At 73.2% G+C, this 19225-nt stretch carries 14 protein-coding genes; 2 read left to right on the top strand and 12 right to left on the bottom strand.

Going from position 1 to position 19225, the window contains the following annotated elements:
- The coding region (locus tag ACZ3OF_RS35850; RefSeq protein WP_467309042.1) for a type I polyketide synthase at positions 1-4208 on the bottom strand (4208 nt) is incomplete at its 3' end.
- A gap of 226 nt (positions 4209-4434) precedes the next feature.
- Positions 4435-5679, bottom strand: a complete 1245-nt coding sequence (locus ACZ3OF_RS35845; RefSeq protein WP_467309040.1) for a cytochrome P450 — start codon at positions 5677-5679, stop codon at positions 4435-4437.
- 307 nt (positions 5680-5986) lie between these two features.
- Between ACZ3OF_RS35845 and ACZ3OF_RS35840 the strand changes: the two genes are divergently transcribed.
- Together ACZ3OF_RS35840 and rfbB are read left to right on the top strand one after the other, a co-directional pair.
- Positions 5987-7054 (top strand): glucose-1-phosphate thymidylyltransferase, encoded by a 1068-nt coding sequence (locus ACZ3OF_RS35840; RefSeq protein ID WP_361682067.1) that lies wholly within the window; start codon positions 5987-5989, stop codon positions 7052-7054.
- The gene (rfbB, locus tag ACZ3OF_RS35835; RefSeq protein WP_361682064.1) at positions 7051-8040 is read left to right on the top strand and encodes a dTDP-glucose 4,6-dehydratase; all 990 of its coding nucleotides are present in this window, start codon (positions 7051-7053) and stop codon (positions 8038-8040) included. The genes ACZ3OF_RS35840 and rfbB overlap by 4 nt, the downstream gene beginning before the upstream one ends.
- Before the next feature lie 20 nt (positions 8041-8060).
- Here the strand turns inward: rfbB and ACZ3OF_RS35830 are convergent, their stop codons facing one another.
- The 10 genes from ACZ3OF_RS35830 to ACZ3OF_RS35785 all read right to left on the bottom strand — a co-directional run.
- Positions 8061-8432 (bottom strand): fic family toxin-antitoxin system, toxin component, encoded by a 372-nt coding sequence (locus ACZ3OF_RS35830; protein ID WP_361682076.1) that lies wholly within the window; start codon positions 8430-8432, stop codon positions 8061-8063.
- A 2-nt stretch (positions 8433-8434) separates the two neighbouring features.
- Entirely contained in the window at positions 8435-8698 is a 264-nt protein-coding gene (locus ACZ3OF_RS35825; RefSeq protein WP_361682061.1) for a hypothetical protein, read from the bottom strand.
- Between the two features lie 85 nt (positions 8699-8783).
- Complete coding sequence (locus ACZ3OF_RS35820; RefSeq protein ID WP_467309036.1) at positions 8784-12242, bottom strand: condensation domain-containing protein; 3459 nt, start codon at positions 12240-12242, stop codon at positions 8784-8786.
- A gap of 278 nt (positions 12243-12520) precedes the next feature.
- The gene (locus tag ACZ3OF_RS35815) at positions 12521-13327 is read right to left on the bottom strand and encodes a 4'-phosphopantetheinyl transferase family protein (RefSeq protein WP_361682055.1); all 807 of its coding nucleotides are present in this window, start codon (positions 13325-13327) and stop codon (positions 12521-12523) included.
- Complete coding sequence (locus ACZ3OF_RS35810) at positions 13324-15108, bottom strand: beta-ketoacyl [acyl carrier protein] synthase domain-containing protein (RefSeq protein WP_467309034.1); 1785 nt, start codon at positions 15106-15108, stop codon at positions 13324-13326. The genes ACZ3OF_RS35815 and ACZ3OF_RS35810 overlap by 4 nt, the downstream gene beginning before the upstream one ends.
- Positions 15109-15124: 16 nt before the next feature.
- Complete coding sequence (locus ACZ3OF_RS35805) at positions 15125-15847, bottom strand: acyl carrier protein (protein WP_467309032.1); 723 nt, start codon at positions 15845-15847, stop codon at positions 15125-15127.
- Between the two features lie 39 nt (positions 15848-15886).
- Positions 15887-16606: a ScbR family autoregulator-binding transcription factor gene (locus ACZ3OF_RS35800; protein WP_467309030.1), complete on the bottom strand. Its 720-nt coding sequence runs from the start codon at positions 16604-16606 to the stop codon at positions 15887-15889.
- 43 nt (positions 16607-16649) lie between these two features.
- Positions 16650-17489: an AfsR/SARP family transcriptional regulator gene (locus tag ACZ3OF_RS35795; protein ID WP_361682043.1), complete on the bottom strand. Its 840-nt coding sequence runs from the start codon at positions 17487-17489 to the stop codon at positions 16650-16652.
- 174 nt (positions 17490-17663) lie between these two features.
- Positions 17664-18320, bottom strand: coding sequence for a ScbR family autoregulator-binding transcription factor (locus ACZ3OF_RS35790; protein ID WP_361682040.1), 657 nt, complete (start codon positions 18318-18320; stop codon positions 17664-17666).
- A gap of 27 nt (positions 18321-18347) precedes the next feature.
- Positions 18348-19225 (bottom strand): acyl-CoA carboxylase subunit beta (locus ACZ3OF_RS35785; protein ID WP_467309027.1); only part of this gene is annotated, 878 nt, incomplete at its 5' end.

Here is a 19225-nt window from a genome sequence, read left to right as displayed (position 1 = left end):
CCCACACCCAACGGCTCCACCACATCCGGCGCCGCCACCAAAGCCACGTTCTCCACCGCACCCCGCACCGACACCCCCACCCGCCACGCCCCCTCGGCGGGCGGTACGAGGCCGGGCCGGGCCTTCATCAGGCGTGCCGCGAGCACAGTGGTGCCGCGTACGGCGGTCTGCGGGTCGCCGGAGGCGACGGCGCGGGCGAGCGCCCGGTCGTCGTCGCCTTCGGCCGTGTCGAGGTCGACCAGCACGATCCGGTCGGGGTGCTCCGACTGCGCCGAGCGCACGAGGCCCCACACGGCGGCTCCCGCCACGTCCGGCAGGGTGTCGGCGGGGTCCGCCTGCACGGCGCCACGGGTGGCCACGATCAGGGTGGTGCCGGCGTACCGCTCGTCGGCGAGCCAGGTCCGCAGCTGTCCGAGCACCTCGGTGGTCCGCGCGAGCACGGCCTGCGCGTCGGTGCGGGCAGGCGCGTCCGGGCAGGCGGACAGCACCAGATGGGTGGGCGTCGGTCCGCTGTCGGCGAGGTCGTCGAGCGTGCCCGCCCTGGTGACGAGCGGCTCCCCGCTCCCGAACTGGGCGAGTCCACCGGGCTCGGGCCCGGCCGTCGGGACCGGCATCCAGTCCAGCTGGTAGAGGTCGTCGACCCGCAGCGGCTCGTCGCCGAGCGCGGGCGCCGGCCGGGTGACCACACGGTCCACGGTCACGACCGGGCTGCCGGCGGGGTCGACCGCCAGGATCCGGAGACCGTCCCCGCCGTCCGCGGGCGAGATCCTGGCCCGCAGGCCGGTCGCCCCGGACGCCCAGAGCACCACCCCGGTCCAGGAGAAGGGCAGGCCCGCCTCGCCGTCGTCACCGCGTACGGCGGCCGACTGGAGCGCGGCGTCGAGAAGCGCCGGATGGAGCCCGAAGCCGGTGGCGGCGCTTTCGGGCAGGGCGAGTTCGGCGAAGACGTCCTCGCCACGCGTCCACGCGGAGGTGACGCCACGGAACAGCTCGCCGTACTCGAGACCGGCGGCCCCGAGCCGCTCGTAGAGCTCGGTCGGGTCGGCGGGAGCGGCGTCCTGGGGCGGCCACACACCGACGAGTTCGGGGTCCTCGGCGACGACCCGGGGCCGGGGCGCGAGGACGCCGACGGCGTGCCGCGTCCAGGGGCGGTCGGGCCAGCCGTCGCCGGCGGCGCCGTCCTCGCGCCGCGAGTGCACGGTGACGCTGCGCCTGCCTTCGTCATCGGCAGCGCCCACCGCCAGCTGCACCTGCACGCCGCCGTCCTCGGGAACGGTCAGCGGCGCCTCCAGGACCAGCTCGTCCAGCTGCTCGGTGCCCGCCTGCTCACCGGCACGCACCGCCAGGTCCACGAACGCCGTGCCGGGCAGCACGATCCGGCCGTGCACGCGGTGCTCCGCGAGCCAGGGCTGGGCGACCGGGGAGAGCCGGGCGGTGAAGAGGTACCCGTCGTCCTCCGCGAGCGCGATGCCCGCGCCCAGGAGTGGGTGATGGGTGACGCCGAGACCGGCGGACGTGACATCGCCCGCCCAGGAGACCCCGGACGGCCAGTAGCGGTCGGCGGCGAAGGCGTAGGTGGGCAGCGCGATGCGCCGGCCACCACCGCGCGCGAACACGGCGGCCCGGTCGAGGTCCGCGCCGCGCGCATGGAGACCCGCGAGGGCCCTCAGCAGGCCGGTCGGCTCGTCATGGCCCGAGCGAAGGGCGGGGACGGCGGTGGCGTCCTCGACGACGTACGGGACGAGCGCGGAAAGGGTGCCGTCCGGGCCGAGTTCGAGGAAGGTGCGGATGTCGGTGAGGGAGGCGACCGCGTCGGCGAACCGGACCGGCTCACGGATCTGACCGACCCAGTACTCCGGAGTGGCCAGGTCCCCGGGGGCGGTGGAGACGACCGGGATCGTCGGAGAGTGGTACGTCAGCGACTTCGCGACGGACGCGAACTCGTCGAGCATCGGCTCCATCAGGTGCGAGTGGAACGCGTGGGAGACGGTGAGTCGCTTCACCCGTACGTTCTCCGCCCGGAGCCGCTCCTCCAGCGCGCCGATCGCGTCCGCGTCGCCCGAAACGGTCACCGAGGTCGGCCCGTTGACGGCCGCAAGGTCCACACCCTCGGGCAGCTCCAGCTCACCCTCGGCCGCCTCCACGGCCAGCATCGCACCGCCCGACGGCAACGCGTCCATCAACCGACCACGCGCCGACACCAGACGGCACGCGTCGTCCAGCGACAGCACCCCCGCCACATGCGCGGCAGCAAGCTCACCGATCGAGTGGCCCACGAGCACGTCCGGGGTGACACCCCAGGACTCCACCAGCCGGAACAACGCCACCTCGACCGCGAACAGTCCGGCCTGCGCATAGACGGTGCGGTCCAGCGCCTCAGCGTCCTCGAACACGACGTCACGCAGCGGCCGTTCGAGATCCACCCGCGCACACACCGCGTCGAAGGCGTCGGCGAACACCGGGAAGGCGCCGTACAGCTCACGCCCCATACCGACCCGCTGCGCACCCTGACCCGAGAACAGGAACGCCGTCTTCCCGCCGCGCACCACACCGGAGACGACCTGCGCCGAGGACTCCCCCGCAGCCAGCGCACGCAACCCGGCCGACAGCTCCTCACGGTCGCCACCGATGACGACAGCGCGATGCTCCAACGCCGCCCGCCCCGTCGCCAGCGAGTACGCCAGGTCCGCCGGTTCCGCCTGGGCGGCCACCGGCAGGAGCCGGGTCGCCTGTCGGCGCAGCGCGTCGGCGGAGCGACCGGACAGCGGCCACGCCACGGGCCCGGCATCGGCCCCCGCCGCGGTCGACTCCTCGTCGACGGGGGTCTGGGGAGCCTCCTCGATGATGGTGTGGACGTTGGTGCCGCTGACGCCGAAGGAGGAGACACCCGCCCGGCGCGGCCGCTCACCGCGGGGCCAGGCTCGCGCTTCGGTCAGCAGCTCCACCTCGCCCGCCGACCAGTCCACCTGCGCGGACGGCTCGTCCACGTGCAGGGTGCGGGGCAGCTGCTCGTGTCGGAGCGCCTGCACCATCTTGATGACGCCGGCGACGCCCGCCGCGGCCTGCGCGTGCCCGATGTTGGACTTGACCGAGCCGAGCAGCATCGGGCGTCCCTCGGGCCGGTCCTGGCCGTAGGCGGCGAGGAGTGCCTGCGCCTCGATCGGGTCGCCGAGCTTCGTGCCCGTACCGTGCGCCTCGACCACGTCCACGTCGGACGGGGAGAGACGGGCGCCGACGAGCGCCTGGAGGATGACGCGCTGCTGGGAGGGGCCGTTGGGGGCGGTGAGCCCGTTGGAGGCACCGTCCTGGTTGACGGCCGAGCCGCGCACCAGGGCCAGGACCTCGTGGCCGTTGCGCTCGGCGTCGGAGAGCCGCTCCAGCAGGAGGACGCCGACGCCCTCGGACCAGCCGGTGCCGTCGGCCGCGGAGGCGAAGGACTTGCAGCGGCCGTCGGCCGCGAGCCCGCGCTGGCGGCTGAACTCGGTGAAGACGCCGGGTGTGGCCATGACGGTGACGCCACCGGCCAGCGCCAGGGTGCTCTCACCGCTACGCAGCGACTGGCAGGCCAGGTGCAGGGCGACGAGCGACGACGAGCACGCGGTGTCCACGGTCACCGCGGGCCCCTCCAGGCCCATGGTGTAGGCGACCCGGCCGGAGATCACGGCGGTCGCGCCCCCGGTCAACTGATGTCCGGCGGTTCCCGGTTCGCCCGCCAGCAGGCGCAGATAGCTCTGGTCGTTGCTGCCCGCGAACACGCCGGCGCGGGTGCCCCGGACCGACTGGGGGTCGATGCCGGCGTCCTCGAACGCCTCCCAGGCCGCGCGCAGCAGCAGGCGCTGCTGCGGGTCCATGGCCAGTGCCTCACGCGGGGAGACACCGAAGAAGTCGGCGTCGAACGCGGTCGCGTCGTGGACGAATCCGCCCTCACGCGCATAGCTGTGGCCCTCGCGGTCCGGATCGCCGTCGAAGAGCCTGGCGAGGTCCCATCCGCGATCCGTGGGGAAGCCGGAGATCGCGTCGCGTCCTTCGGCCACCAGCCGCCACAGGTCCTCGGGCGTCTGGATGTCGCCCGGGTAGCGGCAGCTCATGCCGATGATCGCGATCGGCTCCTGATCGGCGGCCTCCCGGTCGCGCAGTTTCTGCTTGGTCCTGCGCAGGTCGAGCGTGACCAGCTTGAGGTAGTCCCGGAGCGTCTCGTCTTCTGCCATTTTCCCGGTACCTCCCAGGCTGCCGCTCGGCCACGGTCCACCCGGAGCCGCCATGCCGCGGGTGCCGTATTCAGGACATCCGCGTCCGCGACGCTATGGACGGCCCTGGAAGGCGGGCAACCCCTACCCGGTGGGACCGCCCCTTATCTCGCCCGCTCACGCCCCGGACGGGGCCGCAACCGCGGCCCGCCGCGGCCCACGGGCCCGCCACCGCGGCCCGCGGTGCTCAGCGCAGACCGACGGGGAACTGGAGCATCCCGCGAATGATGAACGACCCGCGTCGGCGCACCGGCCCGGCCCGGTGGATCCCCGGCACTCGGGCGGCGAGCGCGGCAAGAGCGGTCTCCGCCTCCATCCGGGCCAGCGCGGCGCCGAGGCAGAAGTGGATACCCGCCGAGAAGGCCAGGTTCTCCGGCCCGGGGTCTCGCGTGATGTCGAACCGGCCGGGGTCGGGATAGACCTCGGGGTCCCGGTTGGTCCCGCCCGCGCAGATCGCCACCTCCTCGCCGGCGGCGATCAGCTCGCCCTCCAGTTCGAGATCGGTGTGCGCGATCCTGCGGTACTGCTGCACCGGCGGGTCGTGGCGCAGGGTCTCGCGTACGACAGCGGGCGCCAGCGACGGATCGGCGATCAGCATGTCCCACTGCTCGGGGTTCTCCAGGAGCGCCAGGAGTCCGTTGCCGATCAGGTTGACGGTGGTCTCGGTACCGGCCAGCGGAAGGAACATGCACAGCGGGACCATCTCGTCCATGGTCAGCCGTCCGTCCTCGACCGCCGGGAGCAGATCGCTGATCAGGTCCTCGCGCGGGTCGGCCTTCCGCTCGGCGATGATGTCGTGGAACATCACCGTCATCTCCTCGATGGCCGCCGCCGCGCCCCGCGCGGCCTGGACGGTGGCCACGCCGTCGAGCAGGTAGGCCATGCGGCGGCTGAGCCGGAAGAACAGCTGCCGGTGGCGGGGCGGGATGCCGACCAGATCGCCGATCACGCGCAGCGGGAGCTGCTGGGCGAAGGCCCTCATGAAGTTGACCTGGTCGCGACCCGCCAGCATCTCGTCGATCAGTTCGCCGGTGAACCGCTCGACGTGCGGCTGCCAGTGGGCGAGCCTGCGCGGGTTGAGCGAGGGGGTGGCGAGCCGGCGGAGACGGGTGTGGTCGGGCGGGTCGAGTCCGAGCATGGAGTTGTCGAACTGCATGAACTCCGGGGGCTTGGCACCGTCTGCCGTACGGACGCCGAAGCGCCGGTCCCGCAGGATCTGGTTGGCGACACGGTGGCTGGCCGTCGTCCAGGCGCCGACCGCGCTGCGGTGGAGCGCCCCGCGCGCGCGGAGCTGCTCGTAGAGCGGGTAGGGACTGTCGGGGACCAGCAGGATGGCGGCGTACGGGTCACCTTCCTCGGCCGTTCTGCGCAGGTACTCCTGCACGACCGTCGCCTGGTAACGCGCTCTGCGCTCCGCCTCGAGTTCCGACATCCGTCACCCCACCGCGCGTGGGGCGGCCCGTCCGCCCCGACCGTCACGCTACGGCGAGACGCACCCCTAGCCTCAACCCCTACGTCCACGGGGTGCGCTGCGGAACAGCCGAACACCCGGTGAGACCCGAAGGGTAGGGGTTTCCGCCGGTGGTCGTACCTGCGTAGCTTCCGGTGAGGCTCAGCGTTCCGCGCCGACATCACATGAGCCCGTCGAGGCACCGGGTCGTGACAGTCCCCCGTCACGACCCGGGTTTTTCCCGCCCGTTTGCTCCGTGGGGGTCGAGGCAGGGCAAGGACGATACGTCATGAAGGCACTCGTACTCGCGGGCGGCTACGGAACCAGGCTGCGCCCGCTCACCCACACCGGCGCCAAACAACTCGTCCCGGTGGCCAACAAACCCGTGCTCCACTACTGCATCGAGACGCTCGTGGACGCCTCCATCACCGACATCGGCGTGATCGTGGGCGACACCGCCGAGGAGATCAGAACCGCGCTCGGCGACGGCAGCGCCTTCGGAGCCAAGATCACCTACATCCAGCAGGACGAGCCGCTCGGTCTGGCGCACGCGGTCCTGGTGGCCCGCGACTATCTCGCCGAGGACGACTTCGTCATGTACCTGGGCGACAACTTCATCATCGGCGGCATCCACGACCTGGTCCGCGACTTCCATGCCGAGAGGCCCGACGTCGGCATCATGCTGGCGCGCGTGGAGGACCCCACCGTCTACGGCGTGGCGGACGTCGCCCCCGACGGGCAGGTGATCCGGCTGGAGGAGAAGCCCCGGGACCCGGCCAGCGATCTCGCCGTCGTCGGCATCTACCTCTTCACCCCCGCGGTGCACGAGGCCGTACGGTCCATCGACCCGTCGGCGCGCGGCGAGCTGGAGATCAGCGACGCCATCCAGTGGCTCCTCGACCAGGGTCGTACCGTACGCTCGAGCATGATCAGCAACTACTGGAAGGACACCGGCGGCATCAACGAGCTGCTGGAGGCCAACCGCGCGGTGCTGGACCTGCTTGAGCCCTGCGTGGACGGGGACGTGGACGCGGAGAGCGAGATCATCGGCAGGGTCCGGATCGAGCCGGGCGCCGTGGTGTCGCGGTCGCGGATCGTCGGCCCGGCCGTGATCGGCGCCGGCACGGAGGTGACCGCCTCGTACATAGGGCCCTCGACGTCCGTGGCGGGGAACTGCGTGATCGACGCCAGTGAGATCGAGTTCTCGATCGTGCTGGAGAGTTCGTCGATCAGGGGCGTCGGCAGGATCGAGTCCTCGGTGATCGGCAGGGAGGTCCAGGTGACGCGCGCGGAGACCCTCCCGCGCAGCCACCGTCTCGTCCTCGGCGACCACAGCAAGGTACAGATCACGCCATGAGAATTCTCGTCACCGGTGGTGCCGGTTTCATCGGTTCGTGCTTCGTCCGGATGGCGCTCGGCCCTGAGGCACCCGTCCCGGTCTCGTCCGTCACCGTGCTCGACGCCCTCACCTACGCCGGCAACCGCGAGAACCTCGCGCCGGTGGCCGGGGACCGGCGGCTCGAGTTCGTCCACGGCGACATCCGGGACGCGGCGCTCCTGGGCAGGCTCGTGCCCGGTCACGACGCGGTGGTGCACTTCGCCGCCGAGTCCCACGTGGACCGCTCCATCGCGGGCGCCGGCGAGTTCGTCAGCACCAACGTCCTGGGCACGCAGACGCTGCTGGACGCGGCGCTCCGGGAGCGCACCCCGGCCTTCCTGCACGTGTCCACCGACGAGGTGTACGGCTCGGTGGCGGAGGGATCGTGGACGGAGGAGGAGCCGCTGCACCCCACCTCTCCGTACGCCGCGTCGAAGGCGTCCTCCGACCTGCTCGCGCTCGCGTACCACCGCACCCACGGGCTCGACGTACGGGTCAGCCGGTGCTCGAACAACTACGGCCCCTACCAGTTCCCCGAGAAGGTCATCCCGCTGTTCACCACGTCCCTGCTGGACGGCGGCACCGTCCCGCTCTACGGCGACGGGCTCAACGTGCGGGACTGGCTCCACGTGGAGGACCATTGCCGCGCGCTGTTCGCGATCCTGCGCGACGGGCGAGCCGGTGAGGTCTACAACATCGGCGGCGGACAGGAGCTGTCCAACCGGCAGCTGACGGAACGTCTGCTCAGCGCGTGCGGGGCGGACTGGAGCAGAGTGCTGGCGGTCCCCGACCGCAAGGGACACGACCTGCGGTACTCGGTGGACTCGGGCAAGATCCGGTCCGAGCTGGGCTGGTCCCCGCTCCACCGGTTCGAGGACGGACTCGACCGCACGATCGCCTGGTACCGGGACAACCGTGCCTGGTGGGAGCCGCTGACGCGTCCCCTGGCGGACGCCGCGCGCTAGCGGGCGCGGAGCGGCGAGCCCTACACGCGCCAGGTGCGCAGCAGTTCCGCGATGCCGGGGGCCGTGCAGCGGGGGTCGTACAGCTCCTCGGCCAGGGTGGTGAGCTGCTCCCGGCTGGGCTCGGCCGGGATCCCGCTCGCATGGAGGTACATCACCGCGACCGCGCAGGCCACCGTCAGGTTGGACCGCTCCAGCCAACGGCAGCGGCCGAGCGTGTGCACGAGAGCGGCGGCCCGGGCGTACGGACCCCCGTACACGGGCTGTTCGAGGAGCTCCGCGCGGTGCCGGGCGACCGCCGCCATGGGGACCCCGAGATCATCGGGGGCCGGGTCGCGGTGGCCGGCGCGTTCGGCGACCTCCAGGACCCACGTCAGGTCGACGTGGAGGGACATGCTCACGCAGCGGCGCCCCGGGACTTCCGCGCGGGGGCGTGCCGCTCGTTCAGGTCGGCTTCCAGGCCGGCCAGGAAGTCGCCGTGGGAGTCGATGAGGCGCTGGGCGGCCGCCATGCCGGCCGCCCGGGCGCCGGTGGTGTCCTCGGCGATAAGCCGCTCCACGTACCGGTTGAAGTCCAGGCCGCGGGCGGCTGCGGCATCCTTGCCGGCGGCGAGCACATCCGGCTCCAGCCGGAGCTGCGTCTGCTTCTTCGTGCTACCCATGCCCCACAAGGTAGCAGGGTGGTAGCAGGCGTGACAGGGGCAGGACGGTGCCGACGTCGTCGGGGCACCGTCCATGGACCGAGCCTCAGGGCCCCTCCGCGCGCCGGGCCGCCGCCCGGCCCAGGAGGAGGGCCAACTCGCGTACGGAGTCGTCGCTCCCGCCCCCCACCCCGAGCACGACCGCCGGCGGGCGGGCGCCTGCCGCGGCGGCCAGGCGGGCCAGCTCGTACGCCCCCGCTCCCCCGCCCGAGAAGGCGCCGAGCGCCGGCAGCCGCCCCTCGGCGACCATCGGGCGCAGCGCCTCGAACCAGGCGCGGGCGCCTTCGGGCGTCGGGTGCAGCAGGATCAGGGCCTCGGGCCCGGAGTAGAGCCGGGCGAGCCGCGCGTACCAGGCGTGGGGCGTGTCCGGTGAGGGCACCAGGCAGACGACCCCGCCCGTACCGGGCCGCAGGGTGACGAACGCCGCTTCCGGGTCCGTCGCGCCGGGGAGGGCGTCGAGGAGCCGGGCGACGGTCGTGACGTCGTCGGCCCGGTCGGGGAGCGCGCGCAGCAGACGGGCGCAGTGCGCCAGTACGCCGGAGGCGTCCGCGAGCCGGTTACGGTCGTGATCGACGGTCAGAACCAGGCCGCCGCCCTCGTCGTCGTGCGCGACGAGCGTGACCGGGAACGCGGTCGCGGCGCCCGTCGTCTCGGGGGGCTCCACGCGGACGCCGAGCGCGGCGAGCGAGGGCTGAAGACCCTCGGGGGAACGGCGCAGGCTCTCGAAGACGAGCAGGCTGTCCGAGGTAGGTGCGGAGGATGCCCCCCGCCCGGAATCGGCGTCTGACTTCACCCCCGAATCCGTCCAGCCGCGGATCTGGCCCGCCGACACCCACTCGTACGCCGTCAGGTCGATCGCCCGGTCGCGAAGGCGGGCCAGCAGTTCGGGCACGGTTGCGCACGGGTCGACCTCGACCGATACGGGCACCGGGTTGCACAGGGCGCCCGGCAGGCGCTCCACCCCGTCGAGCGGGATCCCCCGGCCCGTGACGGCGACGCTGAAACGCACCGGCATCGGCCCCGCAACCCCCGCCGCGCGGTACAGGAGCAGCGCCCACACGGCCTGGAGCGCCCCGCTCTCCGCGGCGCCCCACCGGGCCGCCCACGCCCGCAGGCGGGCCGCTTCGGCGGCGGTGAGCCGCAGCCGGGTCCGGCCCGTGCCGGACCCCTCGGCGACGGGCGGCGGCGCCGGGTCGGCGGTCACCAAGGACGCGGCGCCGGGCACCGGCGCCACGCTCTGCCAGAAGTCCCGCGCCGCGGTGAGATCCTGACCGGCGAGCCAGTGCGCGTGGTCGCGCAGGTCGGGGCGCCGGTCGCCGCCGGGCAGGGTGCCGCCGGCCACGTAGGCCCGGTAGAACGCCTCCAGGAGCAGCCGCACGCTCCAGGTGTCGAGCATCGCGCGGTGGTAGGTGACCAGGACGCGGGTGGGTGCCCCGGGCCCGTCGTCCGGGTCGACGGCCGGCGGGCCGCCGAGCAGAGTGACCCGCAACGGGCCCGGGGAGCGCGGGTCGAGGCCGCGCCGGCGGTCGCCCGCGAGGATGTCGGCCCAGGACGACTCCCTGGGAGACAGCCGTACCACCTCGGGCACGACCCGGTCGTGGATGACCACGCGGGCCTCGGCCGCGGCGTCGAAGGACGACCGCAGCACCGCCTCGTGGTCGAAGACCGACTGCCAGGCCGCGGTAAACCGTACGGTGTCCAGCGGCCCGTGCCACGTCCAGCTGAGCTGCTCGATCTGACGACCGGTACCAGGATGGGCGTCGGCGTCGGCAAGGAGCTCGCGCTGCAGCGGGGTCGCCGCGACGGAACGCGAAGGGGCGATGTGACGCGTCGCGGCGAGCGACCCGTCGCCGCTCTGCGCCAGCTCCTCCAGGACCTCCCGCAGTACGTCGAGGAGGTGGTCGACGGACTCCTCGGTGACGCCGTCGCGGGGAGCGGGGAGCCAGTCGAGCCCGAGCCGCAGCCGCCCGCCCGCCACTACGCGTGCGGTGAGGTCGAGCACGTACGGGACGACAGGCCGAGGCCCCGGCGACACGGACGCAGGGGTGAACCGCGCCAGTACGGGGACGAGTTCGCGCAGCACGAGCCGGAGCGCGGGGTCGGGCGCGTGTTCGCGGCACGCGGCGAACGAGGCGCGGCCGACGGCGGCGAGGCTCCGGGCGGCCCGGTCGACGAAGTCCCCGGCGTCCCCGCCGGGGGCGGCATCCATGAGGAGGACGGGCTCGGTCTCCGCGAGCGGCCCGACGGTCCGGGCGAGGGCGGGGCTGTCCTGACGACCGTCGGTGTGGACGTCGAACGACGCGTGTCCGGCACCGCGCCACCGGGCCAGGGCCAGCCCCACGGCTCCGGTGAGCAGCTGGACCGGAGTGAGGCCGAAACGGCCCGGCAGAACGTCGGTCAGACGCGCGGTGGCCGCCTTGCGCAGGACGAAGCCGGGGTGGCGGGTGGGGGCGGCGTCCGGAAGGGGGGCACGGGGACGGAACGCGGAAGCGGCGGCACGGCCCTCGGCGACCGTACGCCAACGGGCGGTCGTGGCAGGGTCGGCGGCCACGGCGGGCAACGAGGCGACCCATTCGGTGTACCGCGCGCCCTCCGCGCCGGGGGCCTCCTCACCCTCCAGCAGGAGAGCGCTGAGACGGGTCCGCAGGATCGCCGTCGACGCCGCGTCGGCGACGAGTTCATGGGCGACGAGCGCGAGCCGGCGCCGCTTGCGCAGGAGTACGGCCCCCAGGGTGCGGCCGGCCGCCGGGTCGAGCCGGCGGCTCGCTTCGGCGACGGCCGCCGCCTCGCGCGCCAGGCTGACGTCGGCGACGGTGCACACTGCCTCGTACACGGGCGGGACCGCGTGGATCCTGCCCCGGGCGTGCGCGCCGATCCGGGCACCGAGCAGGGGGTGCGACCCGACGAGCGCGCGCAGGGCGCTGTCGACCCGCGCCGGGTCGAGCGGTTCGGGTGCGTCGATCAGCACGACCGGGTGCCTCTCGGGCCCGGACTCCCCGCGCCGCAGCAGTGCGAGCTGGGCCGGACCGAGCGGAACGCCGGACGTGTCAGGGGAGGTGAGCAGATCCGCGACGAGCCCCGCCGGGAACGCGCTCCCGTCGGCCGTGCCCGCCACGTGCAGCAGATGATGGCCGGGCCCCAGCCGCTCCAGCCGGTGCTCCCAACGCCCCGACCCGGCCCGCGCCCCGGACCACCCCGTGGCAGCACGCTCGAGCACCGCCGCCACCCGCCCCTCGGTCATCGGCCCTCGCAACTCGAGCACCGGCGGGGCGTCGTAGGGCGGCCGCCCGGGGTCGACGACCACGGTCGTCGCCACCTCGCCCCGCGACGCGCCGAAGGCTGATCCGCTCGGACGAAGGGCCTCGGCACCGCGCCCGGCAACGACGTCACGGAAGTCGGCACCACGGAAGTCGGTGTGACGGAAGTCGATGTGACGGAAGTCGGCGTCACGGGAGTCGTCGCGGAAGTCGGCGCCACGGAAGTCGGCGTCACGGTCGTCGGTCATCGACACGTCGGGCTGTGACGGCCCTTCCTCCTCCCAGGTCTCGGTGCGACCGGCGCCGCGCCATCGGCCCCCGAAAGGAGGACCACCCCCTCGCTCCGGTCGCGTGCGCGGACTCCGGTCACGACGAGGGCAGACATCGGAGGATGGCAGACTCCCTCCCGGCACGGTAGTGGCCGGGGCGCGACATGCCGTTTTCCTCCAGCGACTCTGAAGCACGGCCCGGGCGGCTCTCGACCGGGCAGCGCACGCGCCCATCGCCCACTCAGCCCATAGCCCGCTCAGCGCACCGTCCGCGCGGGCCCCGGGACGGCGAGCACCCGTGGGGCGGACCGGGCCCAGGGGAAGCCGTGGTGCAGCTCCAGCGTCGGTTCCTCGCCGCCGTCCGCCATGATGGCGACGGCTGCCAGCACGCCCGGCACCGGTTTCAGCTCCAGGAACCGCCACCGCCACGCCACGTCGTCGTCGGGCGCCCCGAAGCCCAGCACCCCGCAGTCCTCGGCCAGGTCGAAGGAGAAGGTGTCGAAGGACAGACCGAGTCCCAGGCCGCGAGCCTTGGAGTACGCCTCCTTCAGCGTCCACAGGCGCAGGATCCGTACGTCCCTGGCCCGGCCGGGCTCCACCCGCGCGATCCACCGCCGTTCCTCGGGCGCGAAGGTGTCGACGATGGTGGCCAGCCCCTGATGGCCGCGGTCGAGCCGTTCGATGTCCACACCGATCCTGTTGTGGCGCACGAGCCCGAGGAGGTTGTACCCACCGGCGTGGGACAGGTTGAAGTCCAGCTCGGCGCCGCCACGCGGGAGCCCGCCCGCCGGCTTCTGCAGGAACGGCCGCCCGCGCGAGGAGCGCCAGATGACCGACTCGCTCTCGGGGATCCCGCATTCGAGGGCCAGGACCCGGCGCACGAGCACGTGCGAGACGAGGTACTGACGGCGGTCGCGCTCGAACAGGAACTGCTCGGCGGTCTCCTTCTCGTGCTCGTCCAGCCAGTGCGCGGCGAGGGTGGCGGTGATCCCCGGAGCCAGCTCGTCGTTCGGGCAGAACCACAACTTGACCGTCCTGGGCGCCGTTTCCACGGCAGTGTTCATCCGTGGCGCTCCTGGCGTACCGGTGCCGCCCCGTCGAGCTCCAGCCACAGCGGTCGGCGCAGGAACACCGAGGCGGGCAGAGGCGTCGCGGCGTGCCGACGACCGCCGGACGCCCCGCCCTCAAGGGCGACCCAGTCGACCTCCACCCCGGAGAGCCAGAGGCCGGTCACCTGCTCGACGTGGCCGCTCCGCCACAGCGCGGCCACATAGTCCGCGGTCTCGGGCAGTGCATTCAGGCCGAGCGGATCGGCGCGGCCGTCCCGCCGATCCCTGGTGTCGTCGTCCGCCGCGAACCGGCGCAGCGAGGCCACGAGTTGGGGGACGTCACGGACTCGGAGGGCGACGCGGCAGGGGTGGGCGGAGCGTACGGCGCGCAGGGCGCGGGCCAGCTCGGGCAGGTCCACGGCGGCCGGTCCGGAGCCGTCCAGCCAGTCGGCCAGCCGCCGCGCGGACGCGACGAGGTGCCGGGGCGTGGGCCCGGACAGCAGGACGTGTTCGTCCCGCTCCACGGCGTTCTCCGCGGCGTTCTCCACGGCATCCCGCGAGGCGGGCGCGAGCAGCGCCTCGACGGCTGCCCGCGACTCGCACGGGACGAACTCCTCGACGGCAAGGTGCGCCCGAAGACCCCCGAGCCCCTCTCCCTCGCCCTCGTCCTCGGTGAAGGCGACGAGCGCGTGCCGAGGCCCCTGCCACGGCCGTGCGTCGTGCCCGTCCCCCACGGGAGCGAGCACGCCGTGCCACAGCTGGAGAACGGCGGACGTCAGCGCGGCGATCCCGGTGGCGGCTCCGGCGTCGCCCACCCGGCGCACGGTGGGACCACGCGTCTCGCGCAGCCCGGAACCGGCGGGGGCGGCCGTCCGTACGGCTCCACCCGCCGACGTGGCACGAATGACGGCGTACACCTGGTCGCCGTCGGCCAGCGCCCGCCGCAGCGGCTTGAGCACCACCGCACCCACGCCTTCGCCCGCGCCCGTCCGCGCGCGCGACGGATGCAGGAGCAGCTCCACCGCTCCGGCAACGGCCGCCGCACACTCGCCGCGCCGCAGCGCCTGCACGGCGTGGTGCACGGCGACGATCCCGGACGACCAGCTCGTGTCGACGGCCTGGGCGGGACCGCTCAGGCGCAGCTGGGCGGAGAGGCGGCCGGCGATGCCCCAGTGCCCGCCGTGGGGCGTCCGGGGTCCGCCGCGTGCCCAGGACTCGGCGGCGAGCAGGGCGTAGTCGGCGGAGGCGGCGCCCACGAACACGCCGACGGCCCGCGGCTGTCCGTCGGGGGCGGCGAGAGCGTCGAGCCGGGGACCCGTACAGCCGGCGTCCTCCAGCGCCTCCCACGCGGTCTCCATGAAGAGCCGCTCCTGGGGGTCCATCATGCGGGCCTCGGCCTCGGTGAGCCCGAAGAACTCGGGGTCGAACTCGTCGACGGCGTCGAGGAAGTGCCCGCGCTCCCCGCTGGCGAGGAGCGGCGCTCCCGGGCGGTCCACCGGCCCCTCCGTCGCCGTGTCGCGGCCCTCGGTCAGGTTCCGCCAGAAGGCGTCGAGGTCGGCCGCCTGCGGATAGCGCCCGGCCAGACCGACGACGGCGACGACGTCGGTGTCGCTGTCGGCGAGGTCCCCGAAGGCACGCTCATCAGCGGCCTCGACGGGCGCCTCGGGCACCTCGGGCGCCTCCGGTGACGGAACCGCCTCGAACTCGCCGACCGCGAGCGCGCCGAGCAGCTGGGAAGCACTCCCCCGGTCCAGGGAGCCTTCCTTGTACCGGGTGAGGATCTCTCGTATGTCCATGGTGCGCGGCGGCCCCTCAGCCGCGTCGCGACAGCAGGGCGAGCGCCTCGTCGACGGTGAGCAGGTCGTCACGTACGGCGTCGAGGACGGCCTCGACGTCCAGGGGCGCGGTCCTCGGGCCGGTGATCCGGGCGATGTGCGCGGCGAGGGCGGCCGGGTTCGGGTGGTCGTACAGGACGCCGCTGCGCTCCTGGGTGCCGAAGACACGGTTGACGGCCGCCACGAACTCCGCGCCGATGACGGAGTCGACGCCGAGCACGTTGAAGCCGGCGCGCGCGTCGATGTCCCAGGGGTCGCAGCACAGGATGCGCGCGAGCTCCTCGGTGAGCACGTCGAGCACCTCGCGGCCGGGGCCCCCGGCGGGCCGTACCGCGGCGGCGGAGGCGATCCGCGGTGCGGCGGTGCGGCCCGCCCGCAGCTCGCGGGCCACGTGCCGGGCGAAGGACAGCGGCTGGGGATGATCGGGCAGCGAGCTGGTCTTGATGCGTGTCCCGTACCGGGCGTTGACGCCCGCCACGAACTCCGCGGCCCTAAGGGAGTCGAGGCCCAGGGAGCGGAAGGACTGCCGGGGGTCGATCTTCTCGGGCTTCAGCAGGAGCACGTCCGCGAGGACCGGCACGACGTCGACCGCGGGTGCCGCCGACACGCCGTCGGGCGGCGCGGCGGTCGGCGCGGCGGAACCGAGCACCGTTCGGGCAGGGGGCACGACGGCTGTGGGTGGCCGGCGGTCACTGAGCATGGCGTACTCCAAGGTCTCCGTCCCGGACGCGGGACGTGGTCAGGCGGCGGTGGTCGAGCGGGGCTCGAGTGACGCCGAGACGTGCGGAGAGGGGCTGGGCGGACCGACGGGAGGCGGATCGATACGGGGTGGAGCGGCGCGGGGCGGAGCGGTCCGGTAGCGGGTCTCGTCCCCCGGCGGCACGAGGGCCGACAGCAGGGGCTCCCACAACGCGCCCACGCGACGGCGGAGTTCGGCGCACGACATACCGGTCCCGGACAGCACCTCGATGCCACAGACGGTCGCGGCGAGCAGTGTCTCCGGCCCCTCCGGATCGGTCGCCCGGTCGGTGCGGAGCTCCCCGGCCTCGCGGGCGTGGGCGAGCAGTCGGCGTATCTCGTGGATCCACGCCGCGGCGACGTCGGTGGACGACGGCTGCTTGCCACCGCTCTCGGCGGCGATACGGAAGCCGGCCCGGATCACCGGGTCCTCGTACAGGGTCCGCGCCAGCCAGTGGGTCAGGTCGACGAGCGCCTGGACGGGTGAGGCCCCGCCACGCAGCTGTTCCTCGACGAACTCCCGCAGCATGGCGCGGCCGTGTTCGTCGACCGCTGCGGCGAGTCGGTCCTTGGAGGCGAAGTGGAAGTACAGCGCCCCTTTGGTCATGCCCGCGGCCGTCGCGATCTGTTCGAGGGTCGCCTTGGCATAGCCGTTCTGGTGGAACATCTCGGCCCCGGCACGCATGAGCCTGTGTCGGGTCTGTTCGGACCGTGCCTGCATCGGCGCGTTCCCCCCTTCCTCTTCTTCTCCGAGCGGGCGGTCGTCAGCCGACCCGGGCCACGGAGTCCCCGCCATGGGCGGCGAACGCCGGGGCCTCCTGGGCGAGTTCGGGGGTGGTCATGAGGATGGAGCGCTGAAGGCGCCGCAGCCCCACGGACGGCTCGAGACCGAGCTCGCTGACCAGGGCGCGGCGCAGGTGCTGGTAGACCTCCAGCGCCTCGGTGCGCCGGCCGGACCGGTGCAGCGCGAGCATGAACTGACCGTGCAGCGTCTCGTGGGTGTGGTGCAGGCTGACGAGGACGGACAGTTCGCCGAGCAGCTCCCGGTGACGGCCCAGCCGCAGATCGGCCTCGATGCGCTGGTCCAGCGCGCAGAGCCGGGTCTCCTCCAGGCGGCGGGTCTCCATCGACAGCTGGGCCCCGGCCTGTACGTCGGCGAGTGCGGCCCCGCTCCACAGCGACAGGGCCTCGCGCAGCTGCCGGGCCGCGCCCGACAGGTCACCCGCGTCCATGGCCCGGTGGCCCAGACCGGCGAGGCGCTCGAACTCGCGGACGTCGCTGGAACCGCCCGAGGTGTTCAGCAGGTAGCCGCCCGGCACCGTGACGAGGACGTCCTTGGCGGTGCGCGGCGGGGCGTCGGGGGCGTCGTGTGCGAGGGCACGGGTGATCATTTCCCGCAGCTGCAACACGTACGTCTGGAGCGTGGCTCGCGCACTGCGCGGCGGCGTCGCGCCCCAGAGCTCCTCGGCCAGGGAGGAGACGTAGACGACCTGGTCGGCATGGAGCGCGAGCAGGGCGAGCAGCTGACGCGGCTTGGGCGCCGTCGGCGTGATCGAGACTCCGTTCTCCCGAACGGCCAGTCCGCCCAGTACAGAGATGTCCATGGCGTCTCCCCTGTGCGCGCATGAGGGTGGGCAGTCCGAGCCCTGGCAGACCCGACGACTCGGCCACACCCCGAGTAAAAAACAGCACGGATGGTTTGTCAATTAAAAACCGTCCACGCCGTTTTAAATCTGGGGGACGTTCAGGGGTCGACCAGAGGTTCCCTCAGAGGTCGCTCAGAGATCGCGCGCGCTCAGCGGAGGCAGCATCAGATCCCAGAACCGCGTGACCGTCTCGTCGTCGAGCCAGGACCTGTCCCGCCCGCCGAGCACCTCGAAGCCCACCGTCGCCGCCACGATGGCCTCGGCGGCCCCTCGCGTCGACACCCCGTCGGCGAGCAGGGCCTCCTCCTCCGCCCGGCCCAACATGCCCTCGATCCACGCCTGCCACTCCCGGCGCGGATCGACACAGCCGACGACATCACTCCCGCCCGGCCCGTCCTCCGGCCCGCCGCACAGCGCGAACCCGGCCCGTACGACGACGTCGTCGGCGAGTCGCTTCACCAGCCCGTGCGTGGCGTCGACCACTCCCTGGAGAGGGCCGCAGGCAGCCTCGACGCCGTCGGTCATCCGCCTCACGACGTCCGCGGCCTCCTGCTGGACGGCCTCGGCCAGAGCGCGCTTGCTCGAGAAGTGGAAATGCAGGGCGCCGTTGCTGACGCCCGCCCGCAGGCTGATCGTGGAGATCGAAGCACGAGCGAACCCTTGCTCGGCGAACACCTCGGCAGCCGAGCGGATCAACGCCTGCCGGGTACGGGCCGCTCGCTCCTGCTTCACCATCACGTACCTCCTGGCCGCGCCGAGGTGGCGGCGGTCACCGACGACCGCCGCCACGCCCACCGCTCATCGCTCGCTCGTCGCCTACTGGGGTGGGTTGCCGTGTTTGCGGGACGGCAGGTCCGCGTGCTTCGTGCGGAGCATCGCCAGCGAGCGGATCAGCACCTCGCGCGTCTCCGCGGGGTCGATGACATCGTCGACCAGACCGCGTTCCGCGGCGTAGTACGGGTGCATCAGCTCGGCCTTGTACTCCTTGACCATGCGCGCCCGCATGGCCTCCGAGTCCTCGGCCTCCGCGATCTGCTTGCGGAAGATGACGTTGGCGGCGCCTTCGGCGCCCATCACCGCGATCTCGTTCGTGGGCCAGGCGTACGTCAGGTCGGCGCCGATGGACTGGGAGTCCATGACGATGTACGCGCCGCCGTACGCCTTGCGCAGGATCAGGCTGATCCGGGGCACGGTCGCGTTGCAGTACGCGTACAGCAGCTTCGCGCCGTGCCGGATGATCCCGCCGTGCTCCTGGTCGACGCCGGGCAGGAAGCCGGGCACGTCCAGGAGCGTGACGATCGGGATGTTGAAGGCGTCGCACATCTGGACGAAGCGCGCCGCCTTCTCGCTCGCCTCGATGTCCAGCACGCCCGCAAGCGACTGCGGCTGGTTGGCGACGACGCCGACGACCCGACCGTCGAGCCGGGCCAGGACGCAGATGATGTTGCGGGCCCAGCGCTCGTGGATCTCCAGGTAGTCGCCGTCGTCGACGAGCTCCTCGATCACCCTGTGCATGTCGTACGGCTGGTTGCCGTTCGCGGGCACGAGGTCGAGGAGAACCTCGGAGCGACGGTCGGCGGGGTCCTCGCAGATCACGGCCGGCGGGTTCTCGCGGTTGTTCTGCGGCAGCATCGACAGGAGGTAGCGCACCTCGCCGATGCAGGTCTCCTCGTCGTCGTACGCGAAGTGCGCCA

The organism is Streptomyces sp. NPDC022552 (assembly GCF_055561875.1).
This window is presented reverse-complemented; position numbering and strand designations above follow the sequence as displayed.

What these genes read in the sequence shown, in the direction of transcription:
- rfbB (WP_361682064.1), top strand. Translation starts at nt 7,051, where the DNA reads ATGAGAATTCTCGTCACCGGTGGTGCCGGTTTCATCGGTTCGTGCTTC.
- ACZ3OF_RS35800 (WP_467309030.1), bottom strand. Translation starts at nt 16,606, where the DNA reads ATGCAGGCACGGTCCGAACAGACCCGACACAGGCTCATGCGTGCCGGG.
- ACZ3OF_RS35810 (WP_467309034.1), bottom strand. Translation starts at nt 15,108, where the DNA reads ATGGACATACGAGAGATCCTCACCCGGTACAAGGAAGGCTCCCTGGAC.
- ACZ3OF_RS35815 (WP_361682055.1), bottom strand. Translation starts at nt 13,327, where the DNA reads ATGAACACTGCCGTGGAAACGGCGCCCAGGACGGTCAAGTTGTGGTTC.
- ACZ3OF_RS35825 (WP_361682061.1), bottom strand. Translation starts at nt 8,698, where the DNA reads ATGGGTAGCACGAAGAAGCAGACGCAGCTCCGGCTGGAGCCGGATGTG.
- ACZ3OF_RS35840 (WP_361682067.1), top strand. Translation starts at nt 5,987, where the DNA reads ATGAAGGCACTCGTACTCGCGGGCGGCTACGGAACCAGGCTGCGCCCG.
- ACZ3OF_RS35830 (WP_361682076.1), bottom strand. Translation starts at nt 8,432, where the DNA reads ATGTCCCTCCACGTCGACCTGACGTGGGTCCTGGAGGTCGCCGAACGC.
- ACZ3OF_RS35845 (WP_467309040.1), bottom strand. Translation starts at nt 5,679, where the DNA reads ATGTCGGAACTCGAGGCGGAGCGCAGAGCGCGTTACCAGGCGACGGTC.
- ACZ3OF_RS35820 (WP_467309036.1), bottom strand. Translation starts at nt 12,242, where the DNA reads ATGACCGACGACCGTGACGCCGACTTCCGTGGCGCCGACTTCCGCGAC.
- ACZ3OF_RS35795 (WP_361682043.1), bottom strand. Translation starts at nt 17,489, where the DNA reads ATGGACATCTCTGTACTGGGCGGACTGGCCGTTCGGGAGAACGGAGTC.
- ACZ3OF_RS35805 (WP_467309032.1), bottom strand. Translation starts at nt 15,847, where the DNA reads ATGCTCAGTGACCGCCGGCCACCCACAGCCGTCGTGCCCCCTGCCCGA.